General features: G+C 43.4%; 11 protein-coding genes. 10 read left to right on the forward strand and 1 reads right to left on the reverse strand.

Annotation, left to right across the window (positions count from 1 at the left end; translation table 11 throughout):
• Positions 1–254: 254 nt before the first annotated feature.
• Positions 255–977 carry a DUF4230 domain-containing protein gene (locus tag A6J60_RS11885; RefSeq protein WP_096066158.1) on the forward strand — a complete coding sequence of 241 codons (723 nt, stop codon included), beginning with the start codon at positions 255–257 and terminating at the stop codon, positions 975–977.
• An 11-nt stretch (positions 978–988) separates the two neighbouring features.
• On the opposite strand, the gene A6J60_RS11890 is transcribed toward A6J60_RS11885, so the two are convergent.
• Positions 989–2,617: a cryptochrome/photolyase family protein gene (locus tag A6J60_RS11890; RefSeq protein WP_096066159.1), complete on the reverse strand. Its 1,629-nt coding sequence runs from the start codon at positions 2,615–2,617 to the stop codon at positions 989–991.
• A gap of 248 nt (positions 2,618–2,865) precedes the next feature.
• Between A6J60_RS11890 and A6J60_RS11895 the strand changes: the two genes are divergently transcribed.
• From A6J60_RS11895 to A6J60_RS11935, 9 genes are all read left to right on the forward strand, one after another.
• Positions 2,866–3,510, forward strand: a complete 645-nt coding sequence (locus A6J60_RS11895; RefSeq protein ID WP_096066160.1) for a phosphoribosylanthranilate isomerase — start codon at positions 2,866–2,868, stop codon at positions 3,508–3,510.
• 177 nt (positions 3,511–3,687) lie between these two features.
• Positions 3,688–3,951: a hypothetical protein gene (locus A6J60_RS11900; RefSeq protein ID WP_127891450.1), complete on the forward strand. Its 264-nt coding sequence runs from the start codon at positions 3,688–3,690 to the stop codon at positions 3,949–3,951.
• 231 nt (positions 3,952–4,182) lie between these two features.
• Positions 4,183–5,430, forward strand: a complete 1,248-nt coding sequence (gene trpB, locus A6J60_RS11905) for a tryptophan synthase subunit beta (RefSeq protein ID WP_096066162.1) — start codon at positions 4,183–4,185, stop codon at positions 5,428–5,430.
• Positions 5,431–5,502: 72 nt separating this feature from the next.
• On the forward strand, positions 5,503–6,324 hold the full coding sequence (trpA, locus tag A6J60_RS11910; protein ID WP_096066163.1) for a tryptophan synthase subunit alpha: 822 nt from the start codon (positions 5,503–5,505) through the stop codon (positions 6,322–6,324).
• A gap of 244 nt (positions 6,325–6,568) precedes the next feature.
• A complete protein-coding gene (accD, locus tag A6J60_RS11915) occupies positions 6,569–7,474 on the forward strand; it encodes an acetyl-CoA carboxylase, carboxyltransferase subunit beta (protein ID WP_096066164.1) in 906 nt (301 codons plus the stop codon).
• A gap of 164 nt (positions 7,475–7,638) precedes the next feature.
• Positions 7,639–8,937 carry a bifunctional folylpolyglutamate synthase/dihydrofolate synthase gene (locus tag A6J60_RS11920; protein ID WP_096066577.1) on the forward strand — a complete coding sequence of 433 codons (1,299 nt, stop codon included), beginning with the start codon at positions 7,639–7,641 and terminating at the stop codon, positions 8,935–8,937.
• 467 nt (positions 8,938–9,404) lie between these two features.
• Positions 9,405–11,471 carry a TolC family protein gene (locus tag A6J60_RS11925; RefSeq protein WP_096066165.1) on the forward strand — a complete coding sequence of 689 codons (2,067 nt, stop codon included), beginning with the start codon at positions 9,405–9,407 and terminating at the stop codon, positions 11,469–11,471.
• A gap of 126 nt (positions 11,472–11,597) precedes the next feature.
• Complete coding sequence (locus A6J60_RS11930) at positions 11,598–14,204, forward strand: type I secretion system permease/ATPase (RefSeq protein ID WP_096066166.1); 2,607 nt, start codon at positions 11,598–11,600, stop codon at positions 14,202–14,204.
• 2 nt (positions 14,205–14,206) lie between these two features.
• Complete coding sequence (locus tag A6J60_RS11935) at positions 14,207–15,376, forward strand: HlyD family efflux transporter periplasmic adaptor subunit (RefSeq protein ID WP_096066167.1); 1,170 nt, start codon at positions 14,207–14,209, stop codon at positions 15,374–15,376.
• Positions 15,377–15,439 lie beyond the last annotated feature (63 nt).

The raw sequence follows: 15,439 nt of genomic DNA on the forward strand, positions 1-15,439 counted from the left end.
AATCAATCTAAGTTGATAATGAAGTTTGGTTTTAAACCACAACCTGCCTATGTTAGGTAAAGTTTGCCACTGACGCAATCCTTTTTTATATAACACTGCTAATTAGGGCTGTATTTAACCTATCTAGGCCGCTTTTTACACGGTCATCAACCTATTTCATCACTTGCTATTTGGCCTCAATGACCTAATGATAGTGGTATAAACCGTGTTTGGCGATGACAAACCATTAATTATAACCTTAATGATGATAAATTATGAATAACAAAACTCAAAAAATGGCAAAATCTGGTGGTGTTTGGTCCAAGCTAATTTTGCTACTGATTATAATTGTGCTCAGTGTTCTATTGTGGCAGCAATTTACCAAGGATACTTCAACTCAAATTCAAACCCTAAGTCGTGAAGGGGTAGTGAGTCGAATACAGCAATTAAATCGCTTGGAGACGGTCGCTTATAATGTCGATACTGTCATTACTAGTGAGCAGCAAGGCTCTTGGCAGCGCTTATGGCAAGACCAGCAAAAGGGCTTGTTTATCGCACGTGGTCGTGTGGTCGCGGGTGTTGACTTAAGCCAATTAAGTCCTGAAATGGTACAAGTGTCTGACCCCACTGAGCAGCAAATCGAAGAAGCAAAGAAGCAAGCAGAGGCCGACGGTAAACAAGGTGGCACGCTAACCTTGATGCCGAATGTGATGGTAACTGTACCGCCTGTTGAAATCTTCACCGTCTATTTAGATGATGTTGAGGTGTATGACTGGCAGGCAGGAGGTTTCTTTGGCATGACAAATGCTGAGCCTGAAATTCTAAAGCAAGCGCAAGCCAGTGCTAAGCAAGAAGTATTAAAGCGTGCTTGTGCTGATGGCGTGATGCTTCAGGCTGAAAATAATGCAAAAACTGCGATAGAACAGTTATTTGCAATGACAGGCGCAGAGGTAACGGTGGCGACTCAAGGTGCCGGTGCTTGCCAGCCAGTCGATTAGGTTAATTAAAATTAGCCATTGGACTTAAACTGTTCAATGGCATACAGTCTAGCTGTTTTATGCTCAACCATCGGCTGCGGATAATTAACATCGGCAAAGTCACCTTGTGGGCTTAATGCCTGACGCAGCTTTGATTCATCATGTAAGATTTTGGCAGGGATGTCTTTTAGCTCAGGTAGCCAAGTTTTGATAAATAAAGCCTCTTTGTCATGGGTTTTGCCTTGGCTAAACGGATTCATAATCCGAAAATAGGGCGCCGCATCGGTGCCTATGGATGCGCTCCATTGCCAGCCGCCATTGTTAGAAGCAAAGTCACCATCAATCAGTTGCTGCATAAAATAGCGCTCACCCCAGCGCCAATCAATCAACAAATCTTTGGTCAAAAACATGGCGGTTACCATACGCAGGCGATTGTGCATAAAGCCCGTTTGATTCAGGCAACGCATCGCTGCATCGACCAAAGGCACACCTGTCATCCCCTCACACCAAGCCTTAAAGTCGTTTAGATCATAAGACCAGTTTATCTTATTATCAGTTTCTTTTTTATAGGCATGGTGTTTAACAATATCGGGTCGATCGACAATAACATGTCGATAAAAATCACGCCACGCCAGCTCTTTAACCCACGTCAATATATCCTCTGAGCTCGAATCAGTTCGTGCCAGTGCGTCAATCGCTGTTACATAACACTGCCTTGCTGATATTGCGCCAATGGCCAGATAAGCAGAAAGCTGACTGGTTGCCATCAGTGCGGGTTGTTCTCTGCTGATTTGATACTCATCGATGTCTTGTTTTACAAAGTCATTTAGCTTTTGCTGTGCCGCCCATTCGCCGGCAGGGTAGGCCTTATGGCAGGCTTGTAGCTGAGATTGGTTTGTATTTGATGAATGTCGCTCTAAAAATAGCCTAAGCATTTGCTGATGCAGCTGATCTATTTGCGCCAGTGTATCCGATGGTTCATTACATTCATCTGAGGCTTGAGTTTGCGAGTCAGCAGATTGCTCAATATCATATAAATGCACAGGGCTGGCATCTAGCAGACTTTGCCAACGCTTATAGAACGGAGTGAATACCTGATACATCTTATTTTCACCGGTTTTTGATGTCACCATCACTGAGCCTGGCGGTACAATGCATTGGTCATGATGTAGATCAAACTGGATGCCTTGTGCGCTAAGCTGTTTGGCAATCTGATCATCACGCATCCGCTCGTTAATCTCATATTCGGCATTGGCAGCAACATGGGTGATGTTATTAGCAAGACAGTACTCTGTTATCCGCTCAACCGATTGTTCAAAGGTATCACAGTGGATGAGCTGTAACTTTATATTGAGTGTTGATAAGCGGATGGCCAATTGTTTAAGCGTACGCAGCATCAAATCCATTTGCACCAATGACATATCATGCTGTAGCCACTGTTCTGGAGTGACCACAAAGATAGCTGATAAGCGTGCTGGCGAGCTGTTTACTTCTTCTTGTTCATGTGGGTTTAACTGATGGTTTTGCGCAGTTTGTGATACCAAATCATGAAGCAGGGTTAAAGCGGTATTGTCATCAATGCGTAAATCGCGTCGGAACCACATCAGAGCATTAATGCTTGAGTTTTCAGTGGTGGTTTTGAGTGCTGTTTTTGTTGTCATAGTCGTTGTCTTAGCCGTTATTATCTTGCTTGGAGTAGATAAAGCGCAAATCGGGTTAATATTCATAACACTCACTTGTAATTATGCTAGGATAAGTTTTAAATGTGATAGCTAAAGCATAAAATTTGATTTGATGTGCAAGCAACCCGAACACTCATTGAGTGCGCTATAACAGCTTACATCAATTAAGTATCACAATTGATTTTTAATATAGAAAATTTAGCAATTAGTGGCGATAAGACGTTTAAATGACAAGCAATAAGCAAGTTAAATTTTGTGGGTTTACCCAAGCAAAAGATATCGAGCAAGCGGTTAATATGGGAGTGGATGCCATTGGTTTGGTCTTTTATCCGCCTAGTCCGCGTGCGGTAACCATTACTCAAGCGGCTGAGTTGATAAAGGCAGTGCCTGCTTTTGTTAGTGTGGTCGCTTTGGTTGTTAATATCAGTGAGCATGAGCTTGTTGAGCTTGCGCAAACGGTTGCATTTGATGTCATTCAGTTTCATGGTGATGAAACCCCTGAACAGTGTGAGCGACTGGCTAATTTAGTGCACAAGCGCTGGATCAAAGCACTACGTATTAATCAGCAGACGGATAGCGTGGAGAGTATAGAGGCAACGATTGACACTTATGCACAAGCCGGCGCCAGCAGTATCTTGCTTGATGCTTATCATAAGGATGCTTATGGCGGTACCGGTGAGCGTTTTGATTGGTCGTTAATTCCGAATAATGCCAGTTTGCCCATTATATTGGCTGGCGGATTGACACCGGATAATGTCAGCCCAACCCAGCAGCTACCGATACAAGCGTTTGATGTTAGTGGTGGAATTGAGTCTGCGAAGGGCATTAAAGATGCCGATAAAATGGCTGCTTTTCTTGGGGCGGTTCGTTAACCTAAATCAGTAAGCAATTAAGTAAAAAGCGGTTGGCTTTTTATTTTAATGAGTTGTCTTAACCCAGGAGTTATCTACTTAATGGTAAGTTACACTGAAATTAGGCATAGGGTGTTAGATAGCTTTTACTCGTATCTGCTTGATAAACCTCAAGATTGTAACAGTTACGAGTCTATTTTGGGATATACGCTATACGATTTTGAAACAGGGTTTTCAGATATAGAAGTCTTTATTATTGATTTTGTCGTCTATGTTCTGTGTCAAGATTTTGCTGATTCACAAGACTTAGCTAAAACACTTAAAAAGTCATTATTAGAACGTATTGATTATGATTTTGCTGGATTTATTCGCCAAATCAAGCCTGGAATAGATGATAGAGAGGAGTTTTTAGCTGATTTGTATTCGATGGGTCTAATTTCTGAGCAAAGAAGACAAGGTTAAATAAATAGCGGTCAGTGAGTATCTAGCTTTAGTATGTGGCTCTCGTATGTATTGAATGTTCGTTTCAGGGCATTGCCATCAGGGTTAAAATATGGCAGGTTATGGTTTACACATTATGATGCTATGATGCTGAAATAGATTGTGATGACAAATAAAAAACATGCTACATTTAAAGCTATTGCGCTAGCACATTAATTTTAATAAATAATAAAACAGGGTGAGTGACGGTTTATGACAAATTTTGATAATGTACCCCATAACGACCAGTTGGATGATATTCAAGACTTCAACCAGTTTCCAGATGCCAGTGGCCATTTTGGCATTCATGGCGGTCGATTTGTGTCTGAAACATTGATGGCGGCATTAGAAGAGCTTGAAACCTTGTATTATCAGGTCAAACAAGACCCTAAATTCTGGCAAGAGTACCATAATGATTTGATCAATTATGTGGGCCGTCCGACTCCGCTGTATCATGCTAAGCGATTAAGTAATGAGATAGGCGGTGCTCAGATTTATTTTAAACGTGAGGACTTAAACCACACTGGTGCGCACAAGGTTAACAATACCATTGGTCAAGCACTACTGGCAAAAATGAGCGGTAAAAAACGCATTATTGCCGAAACAGGTGCTGGTCAACATGGTGTGGCGACCGCTACCATTGCGGCACGCTTGGGCCTTGAATGTATCATTTATATGGGTGCCGATGACGTTGAACGTCAAAAAATGAACGTATATCGCATGCGTCTGCTGGGTGCAAAAGTTGTGGCTGTCGATTCAGGCTCACGTACTCTAAAAGATGCGATGAACGAAGCGATGCGTGACTGGGTGACCAATGTCGATACCACTTATTACATTATCGGAACCGTCGCAGGTCCACACCCATATCCGCTGCTAGTGCGTGATTTCCAAGCCATTATTGGTAAAGAAGCACGTATTCAGCACCTCGAGAAAACCGGCAAATTACCGGATGCGTTAGTAGCTTGTGTTGGCGGTGGCTCTAATGCCATTGGTCTGTTTTATGAGTTTTTAAATGACACCGATGTCAAAATGTATGGTGTTGAAGCAACTGGCGATGGTATCGAAACCGGTCGTCATTCAGCACCACTTGCAGCCGGTCGAGTGGGCGTGTTACATGGTAACCGTACCTACTTAATGGCAGATGACGAAGGTCAAATCCTAGAGACCCACTCTATTTCTGCTGGTCTAGATTATCCAGGCGTTGGCCCTGAGCATAGCTTCTTAAAAGATGTTAAGCGCGTCGAATACGTGGGTTGTACTGACAAAGAAGCGCTAGAGGGCTTCCATGAAGCCACTTCAAAAGAAGGTATTATCCCTGCGCTTGAGTCAGCGCATGCGGTCGCTTATGCCTTAAAGCTTGCTAAGACAATGACGCCTGAGCAATCGATTATCGTCAATATGTCAGGCCGTGGCGATAAGGACTTGCACTCTGTTATGAAAGCAGAAGGCATTGAGCTATAGATTGCTGACGGCTATATAACCAAATTAAGTTCGTAATACAGAACATAAAAACAGATTAATTAAGGGAAACTCATGACCCGCATTGAAACCACATTTGCAGCACTGAAACAACAAAATAAAAAGGCCTTGATTCCGTATGTGATGGCCGGTGATCCGTCTCCGAATAGCTTTGTTGGTCTATTACACGATTTGGTAGAGCATGGTGCCGATATGATCGAAGTCGGCCTTCCTTTTTCAGATCCAATGGCTGACGGCCCGACAGTGGCCTTAGCAGGTGAGCGTGCTTTGGCTGGCGGTACCAGTACTCTAAAAGCACTGACCATGGTCAAAAAGTTCCGTGAGACCAATGACACAACGCCTATTATTCTTATGGGCTATCTAAATCCGATAGAAATTATTGGCTACGATAAGTTTATGAATGCCTGTCAGGATGCGGGTGTGGATGGGGTGTTAGTGGTTGATCTACCGCCGGCTGAGTCGGGTGATTTTGTTCAGCGTTTGGCTGAGCATGAGATGAATAAGATTTTCTTACTTGCACCAACCACTTTGCCTGAGCGCCGTAAGCAAGTGATGACCTATTGTGGTGGTTATATTTACTATGTGTCATTAAAAGGGGTGACAGGATCGGCAAGCTTAGATACCGAAGCGGTTGGCGAGCAGGTTCAGGCGATTAAGCAAGAAACTGATTTACCAATTTGTGTTGGATTTGGTATTCGTGATGGCAAATCAGCCGCTGCAATTGGTCAATATGCCGATGGTGTGATTGTTGGTAGTGAGCTGGTCAAAAACTTCGCTGGCCTTGATAGTGACTCAAGTGATGAGCAAATTGCCGCCGCCCAAGCCAAAATAATGGCAAAAATGGATGAGCTACGCCAAGCATTAGACTCGCTTTAAGTTATAATGTCAGTGCTTTAATTTGTCGGTTAAATATAGGCTCACCCTAAGTGGTGCTGCCTATTGTATTTTGATAATAGCCCAATTATTCTTTAATAGCCCAATTAAAAAAAGTAAAGCAACGTCGTTTTATTCACTGTAAAAGATAAGCTTAGTTGTTAATAGCGACTAGGTCAGTTTTAAAACAGGTTGTAAGACAACGTATAAAACAATAAGTTCATTAATAAAAAATAAAGAGAAGATTATGGAAAAGGATGACAGTAAGGACACCGTAACCCTTGATAAAGCGGAACAAAAGTGTAGTACATGGCTTTCACGACCGGTACCACGGGTCAAGCGTCATAGCTTACCGCAGCTGACGGCGGTTGAGACCGAGCCTTCGACACAGTGCCCGCAATGTCATTCAATGACAACCAACACGGCGCTTATCTTTAATTGCTATGTTTGTCCACATTGTGACTATCACTTAGCGATGACTGCACGTGAGCGGCTAAACGGCTTTTTAGATCAAGTGGATGCCGAGCTTGGTCAGCAGTTTCAAAGTAAAGATCCTTTGCACTTTACAGACAGTAAGCCATACCCAGAACGTATGCAGCAAATGCAAGACAAAACCGGTGAAACAGAAGCGCTGATTGTGTTAAAAGGTAAAGTGCGTGATCTAGATGTGGTGTGCTGTGCCTTTGACTTTCGCTTTATGGGCGGCTCAATGGGGTCGGTTGTCGGTGATCGCTTTGTAGAAGCGGCTGAAAAAGCGCTTGAAGAGAAAATCCCATTGATTTGTTTTGCTGCTTCCGGTGGCGCGCGTATGCAAGAAGGTCTGCTGTCGTTAATGCAGATGGCACGTACAGGTGCAGCAGTAGAGCGATTGCGCTTGGCCGGTATTCCTTATATTGTGGTGTTAACCAATCCAGTATATGGCGGTGTTACTGCCTCATTGGCCATGTTGGGTGATATTCACTTGGCAGAGCCAAAAGCCATGATTGGCTTTGCCGGCAAACGTGTTATCGAGCAAACAGTGCGTGAGACATTAGAAGAGCCGTTCCAGCGTGCAGAGTATTTGCTAGAGCATGGCGTGATTGATCAGGTGGTACATCGTCATCAATTAAATGACACCATCTATCGACTGCTTGCTAAGCTGATGCATGTATAATGGTCAAGATAGCGCTTAACTGAACCTAGCTAATATTTAACAACAGCAATCGACACTCAAAGCGATTGCTTTTTTAATTGAGAATTGTTGTGACTAAAGATACCCAAACCACACCAGATGTAGCACCTACCAAAGCCAGCCCGTTATCGGACTGGATTTATTACATGCAGCAAATTCATGTGTCTGCGATTGACATGGGGTTATCTCGGGTGTTGCCGGTTGCCGAAAAGCTGGGATTGTTACAATCAGCAAAAGAAGATGCCTATGTGTTTACGGTTGCAGGCACCAATGGCAAAGGCTCAACCACAGCCATTATTAGTGAGATTTGTCAGCAGGCAGGCTATAAAACTGCCTTGTATCAATCACCACATTTAATCGACTTTAACGAACGCGTTCGTATTGATGGTCAACCCGTCGGTGATCAGCGTTTAATTGATGCGTTTTATCAAGTCGAGCAAGCGCGCTTAGCTTGTGAATTGACCTTGTCATTTTTTGAGATGACCACCTTGGCTGCCATGCTGATTTTTGCGCAAGCCAAATGTGATGTTTGGGTACTGGAAGTTGGGCTTGGCGGTCGCTTAGATGTGGTCAATATCATTAATCCTAATCTTGCTGTGATTACCAATATTGGCATTGACCATGTTGAATGGCTTGGTGACACACGTGAGAAAATTGGCTATGAAAAGGCAGGAATTTTACGTGACGGTATTCCTCTAGTTTATGGTGAGCCCGATATGCCGGACTCTGTGCGTCAGCGCATTGAGGCGTTAAACTGTCCTTACTATCAACTGCAGCAGGACTATGACTTTACATTAGTAGATAGTGAAATGGACACTGACACAGCTACAGAATCAGCCGATCAGTCGCAGTGGCAATTTAGCAGTGCTCATGTCACCTTGCAGCTGCCAAAGCCAAAGTTATCACTGCTTAATACGGCCAATGCAGTTGCCGCTTTACTTGCCAGTGAGTTGAAGATTAATAGTGCACATATCAAGCAAGGCTTACAACAGGTGAAACTGGCAGGGCGTTTTGATCAACGTCAGTTGTTTGAGCGGCATTGGTTGTTCGATGTTGCTCACAATGAGCGAGGTGTTAATTTCTTACTGCAGCAGTTTAAGCCGTTATGGCAAGCGCACCTAGCCAAATATCCGCAGGCTAAACTGCATCTAGTGTTTTCGATGTTGGCTGATAAAGATATTGAGCAGGTTGTAGAGCTATTAGTACAGTCTGGGCTACTCATTAGTCAATGGTATATCGGTGAGATAGATCACCCGCGTGCCGCTGGCTTACAGCAGTTAAGTGAAGTATTACAACAGCATCAACAGTCTGTTAGCAGTTATGCTAGCGTAGCCAAAGCCGGTATGGCCGCTATTACTGAGACTATGCCAGACGATTTAATCTTGGTATCAGGCTCGTTTCATACCATCGGTGAAGTACTTCAACAGCTTAACGTTAGTGCTTAGTAGTTTTAGTTGTTATCCACTTTAGCAATATCTTTTAGGTGGTAAGGGTAGATACGGTGCCTTAATCACTGTATTAGAGTTAAAAGACATTAGCTTTGCAATGACCGTTTAAAGCAATTGCTTGCGATAATTTGTCATTGTTAAAAAAAATACTATACAATGCAGAACGATAAGTCATGAATGATAAAAACGCTGATTAAGCAGTAATGATAAACTTACTGTTAAAAATTACGTTGCGTTTAATAAATTATTCGGCACTTTAAGTCTCTGTGTTGATATAATGTCATAAAATGACTGTTAAATTAATATACTATGTTGTGTTGTTAGAAGTTGTGACAGCTAAGCGATACCTGCTTCACATTGGTCTTTGTAGCCATGATGCCTATTCATTAGACTGTGCTTTAACGGTATTTAAGAAAGTTATGCTTCCATAACGCTTTATCCTTCAATCAAAAAGTTAATACATTATGATGTTTCGTCCAAATAAATTAAAAACTAAACTGCTACTGGCCATGGCGTTGATGACAGGGGTTTCTCTGCCTACCTATGCCAATACAGTCATCACTGATGTACAAATTAACTCGTTAATATCACAAGCCATTGAGACCCATCCCTTAGTCAAGTCTGCGCAAGCAGAGCGTGAGGCGACGGCAGAAGGCATTAGCGCGGCTAAATTAAACCTACTGCCGACACCCAGTGTTACCACCAGTTATAACGATAATGATGACTTGGTATCAGAGCTTGGTATTCGTCAGCCATTGTGGACAGGTGGGCGTCTGACGGCCAATGTTAACCAGGCTATTTTTGATGATAAAGCGGCAAGTGAAAATATCTATGCCCAACAAAACGATGTGGCAAAGACCACTATTGAAGCGTGGCAGACTTATATCGATTCTGTTGCTCAACAGCGCGTTTATCTAGAAAACCTCACCCAATTACGTAATTTTGAGCAGATGATGCAGCGCCGAGTTAACCAAGGGGTTTCAGCCCGTATTGAATTAGACTTGGTGACCAACCGTATTTTGCAAGAAACCAACGCCTATGAAGCGGCTCGTGAGCAGCAACATATTGCTGAGGCACGACTGCAACAGATTACAGGGCGTCCGCTACCAGCGGGTAGTGAGCATAATGTGCCAAGCTTAAGTAAACTGGTAGAGCAAGCAAAAGTAGCTTCAGCTGGGTTTGAACGTATGGCCTTTAGTGAAGCCAGTTTTTATAACCCAACTGTGGTTAGAGAGCTGTTCCAAATTGAATCAGCGAAACAAGAAGTTAAAGCACAAAATGCTTCTAAATTCCCGACCGTATTTGCAGAATATACGCATACCTTCGATCATGACAATAACGAAGATGATGGTCGTTTCTTTGTGGGTCTAAACTATCAGCCCGGTGCTGGCTTCTCAAACTTTGCATTGACCCGTGCATCACAAGCACGTGTAAAAAGCTTGGTTCAAAGTAAAGATGCCGCGCAACGTGGGGTAATGGAAGACATCCAGATTCAATATCAGCAGTTTGCCAGTGCTAAAAGTCGTGAGCTGTCATTGGTTTCGGCAGTTGCCGGTGCTCAAATTGTTTTAGAGTCGTACCAGCGTCAGTTTATTGCCGGTCGTAAAAGCTGGCTTGAAGTGCTAAACGCGGTTCGTGAGCTAAGTGATTATCAAATTCGCTTGGTACAAACCCGCTCTAATATCTTAGGCTCATTTTACAAGCTACAAGTTGATTTTAGTTTAATGCCATGGCAGCAAAGATTTTCACAAAACCGCCAACCGGTGAAAATGTTTAATGCAATTGATCCGGTTAAAGACTGGATGAACAAACAACCCAAAACAGTTAATACCAGTCGCTTTGGTTATGGTCAGGCAGACAACAGTGGTTATAATTCTGGTGGCTATAATACGACCAACATCAATACGGGTGGCTTAAATAACTTAGGTAGCTTAGGCGACTATGGTGATGATGATTACGTTCATATCGCGTTACCAGCCTCAGTTGAGCAGCAGCTTGAAGATGGCTCATACATTATGATTGATGATCAGGGTCAGCCAGTCGTTGTCCAGCCAGATGCCGTTGAAGTGTCATCGGCTCCAGCTGTGACCGTTAGCGAGCCGACACAAGTGTCAGTGGCACAAATGGCAGAAGATGCAACCGCAGTGGATGAGCTAAGAGCTGATGAACAGGATGCAGTCGCCAACGCTGCAGTAGCCAGTAGTGCTAAGGCAGCATATGATGAACAGACATCGGTAGTGACAGTAGCGGATGAATCAGATTATGTAGAAGTAGTTGAGCCGGCACCTGAGCCAGTATTCCCAGGTATAAATAAGCCAAAAGCCAGTTTTCCAGAAGATGAACCGGCAGAAGTTACCAACTCAGAGCAACTAAACAGTGCCGATCTAGCGTCTAAGCCAGATGAATGGATTGAGACAGCGCCAACTAATACCACTGAAACTGACATGTTAGATGATACTGTTACTGACTCAGTAGCAGGTTCTGAAATGCCTGGTGATTTTGTAACAGTTGATTCTGCAACGACAAATTAAGGCTAAGCTGCCTAAAGTAAAGGGTTAAAGCAACCTCAAATCTCTGGTGTTATTGTGCACCAATTATTCCTATTCGGTAGCTTAGAGCAAGCGAATGCGACAAAATTATATTAATAAGTGTTTATTATGAGTAATAACCAAAACCCATCAGATAACAATATGGCAGCAAGCTCAGCCTCGAAAGGTGAGTTGGTACATACCAGCGATTTAACCACAGCTGAATCCTTAAGAGATGCGTTAAAGCATATTTTGAGTCAGCAAGGCTATCCCATTGATAATATCCGACTACAGGATGTCATCAGAAAGCATGACAATCAAACAGCGATTGAGCAGGGCCGTGGTATCAATACCTTAGGCGGTGTGGTTGGTGTATTGGCTGGCCTTGGTGTCGAAGAAGCACCTGAAATTTTAGAGCAGCCAGATGCTGCTTTTTTGCCGTTATTGGCTTATCATGCACGGTTTGGTTGGGGTGTTATTGATGGCCAAACGCCGCAAGGCCTTTGGAACTTGCGTCAAGAGCAGCAAACACGCGCTGTCATGTTAGATGAGGTCAAACTTATCTTACGCTTGCGTTTGCAAGAAGATCATGTCAAAAAGCGTAATGCGACTTTCACCTCTTTACTAAAAACAGACTTGTTTAAATATAAAGGTGTGGTCATTGAAGCGGTTATTGCCTCATTCTTAATTAACTTTATAGCACTCGCCGTCTCTTTATTCTCGCTTCAAGTTTATGACCGCGTCATTCCAACCCGAGCGGTAAGTACCTTAATTATCTTAGCCAGTGGTGTTGCACTATTCATTCTATTTGAAGCATTCATGAAGTTTGCGCGCTCTAAGATTATGGATAAAGTGGTCGTTGGTTTAGATCAGTATTTATCACGTGAAGTGTTCCAACGCCTATTAAAAGTGCGTATTGACCAAATGCCTGGATCGGTGGGTTCAATGGCGGCTCAGCTGCGTAGTTATGAGCAGGTCAGAAGTTTCTTCACAGCCAGTACCTTATTCGGGCTAGTTGATTTACCGATGACTATCATTTTCTTATCGTTAATTGCTTATATTGGTTCACCTTTGGTGGCGCTGGTACCCATTTTGGCGTCAATTATTGCTATTATAATGGGCTTATCTGCACGTAAACGTATCGATGCCATTGCTGCTGAAGGTGCACAAGCTTCATATTATAAGACAGGTTTATTGGTTGAGACGGTAGAAGGTGTTGAGACCATTAAAGCCGGTGCAGGTAGCTGGAAGTTCTTATCACGTTGGTTAGATGTGATGAATATCACAATCAAAAATGACCTAGATATGAAACACGCCAATGACTATTTAAGCTATTCTACTCAAATGCTACAACAGACCAGTTATGTCGGTATTGTCATTATGGGTGCTTTTGTGGTGATGAATGGTGATATGACAATGGGGGGCTTGATTGCCTGTTCTATTTTAGGTGGCCGTGTGTTAGCGCCGGTTATGGCTATTCCTAACTTATTGGTTCAGTACTCGCATGCGAAAGCAGCACGCAGCATGATTGAATCTATTTTTCAATTAGAGCAAGACAACCATGGTGTTAACTATCCTTTATCACCAACTAAGATTCGTGGTCATTATCAATGTGATGATATGACATTTAATTATTTAGGTAATGATCGTCCAGCGGTAGTTATCAAAAAACTGGTTATCCAGCCAGGTGAGCGTATTGCAATCTTGGGTCCTATTGGTTCTGGCAAATCAACCTTATTGAAACTATTGTCAGGGCTATATGCACCGACATCTGGCCGTATCTTATTAGATGGCTTGGATATTCAGCAAATTAGCCGTGAGGCTTTAAGTGAACAAGTTGGCTATCTGCAACAAGATCACCGCTTATTCCAAGGTACATTACGTGAAAACTTACTGATTGGTATGCCAGCTCCAGACGATGATGTGTTGCATGATGCGCTACAGAAAACAGGTCTGATTAACTTGGTCGCCAATCACTCAAGCGGCTTGGATTTGCCTATTAGTGAAGGTGGTCGTGGCCTGTCAGGTGGTCAAAAGCAGCTGGTTGCTTTCACTCGGTTGTTATTAACAAAGCCATCAGTATTTTTAATTGATGAGCCAACAGCCTCAATGGATAATCGCCAAGAGCAGCGTTGTTTGCAAGTGTTACGCGATGAGCTACAAGATGGGCAGACTTTAATTGTCTCAACCCACAAAACTGCTTTATTGGATCTGGTTGATCGCATTATTATCATGGATAACCATCAGATCGTAATGGATGGTGCTAAAGAGGCCGTGTTAAAGCAATTAATGCAAAATGAGCAAGCCAAGCGTCAAGGCGGGGCGGAGCAGCTGATGCAGAAGAATAAACCTGCAGCGCTTAAAGCAACGCCACAGCAGCCTAAAGGGCCACAAGGGCCTAACAATCAGGGTCCTAATACGCAAGGTCCTAGCAATCCGGCAGCACCAACAGCTCGGCCTCAAGCTAATACTGGCGCATCTGCTAATCAAGCAACATCAACTAATCCAGAGGGCCAGCAGCCAACGGTTAAGCCTGATAATGCAGCCGGCTCAGCGTCTCAGATCGTGATTAAACCGGCCTCTGAGTCAGCAACAACCAATCAGTCTGGTGCGGCTAAAAACCAATCTGGCGCTAATGCTGATGGCAGTGCTCAATCTCAACAAGCAGCAAGCCAAAATACGACCAAAGCCAAGCCCAATACCATTATTATCAACCCCAAATCTGAAGAGAAGTAGGCATGTCTGAATATCATTACACTCCCACTAAGCCAAAAGTTGGCCGTGCGCGCCTCACTATCTGGATTGCCCTAACGGGTATTATTATATTGTTGGTGTGGGCATATTTTGCCAAAATCGACCAAGTAACCCGCGCCAAAGCAACCGTTATTGCCAGTGCGCGTACTCAAGAAATCCAAGCCTCAGAGGGCGGTGTGTTAACCCAAATCTTGGTTGCTGAAGGTGACGATGTCAAAAAAGGCGAGCTTTTGGTAGTGCTTGAGGAAGAACGTGCAAAAGCGGCTTATGATAACTCAGCGACTAAAACGGCTGCGTTGCAAGCTAAATTAGCGCGTCTGAATGCAGAAATCTTTGATAGACCGTTGGTTTTCCCAGACAGACTGGATAAATACCCTGAATATGTAGAAAATCAGACCAACCTTTATAATCGCCGTAAGCAAGCGATTGATGAAGAAGTGTCTTCACTTGAGCAAATGTTGGTATTGGCTAAGCAAGAGCTAAGCATGAACGAGCCACTGCTTGAGTATGGTGACGTGAGTCAGGCTGACGTTATTCGTCTACGCCGTCAGGTTGCCGATATCGAAGCACAAATTAATAACAAGCGTAATAAATACTTCGAGGAAGCGCAGGCAGAAATGACCAAAGCGCAAGAAGAGTTAGACAGTGAGATGGAGCAGTTACGTGACCGCTCACAAGTGCTTGAAGAAAAGCGTCTATTGTCTCCACAAGATGGTAAGGTAAACAGCATTAATATAACCACTATCGGTGGTGTTGTTAAGCCAGGTGAAGTTATTATGGAGCTGTTACCGACTACCAGTGACTTAATTGTACAGGCTCAAGTGAGCCCCGCAGATATTGCCTATGTTAAAGAAGGGCAAGCAGCATCAGTTAAATTAGATGCCTACGACTTCTCAATCTTTGGTGCGATGAATGGTACAGTTACTTATATCAGTCCTGATACCTTAATTGAGAAAACACCGAAAGGCGAAGAACCTTATTACCGTGTGTTGATCAAAATAGGTAAAGCAGAGTTTGCTGATCGCGGTGACGAGATTGTCATTAAGCCTGGTATGACTGCAAGTGTCGATATTAAGGCAATGGAGCGTACGGTATTATCTTACTTAACCAAGCCAATTACCAAAACCTTGTCTGAAGGCCTAGGTGAGCGTTAATTAAGTTTGTTCAGTGTTCACTCAATCAGATGTTGTATAAATGGGTGAACACTACTCAGATTG

The sequence above is a fragment of the Psychrobacter sp. FDAARGOS_221 genome (assembly GCF_002313155.2).
Taxonomy (GTDB): Bacteria; Pseudomonadota; Gammaproteobacteria; order Pseudomonadales; family Moraxellaceae; genus Psychrobacter.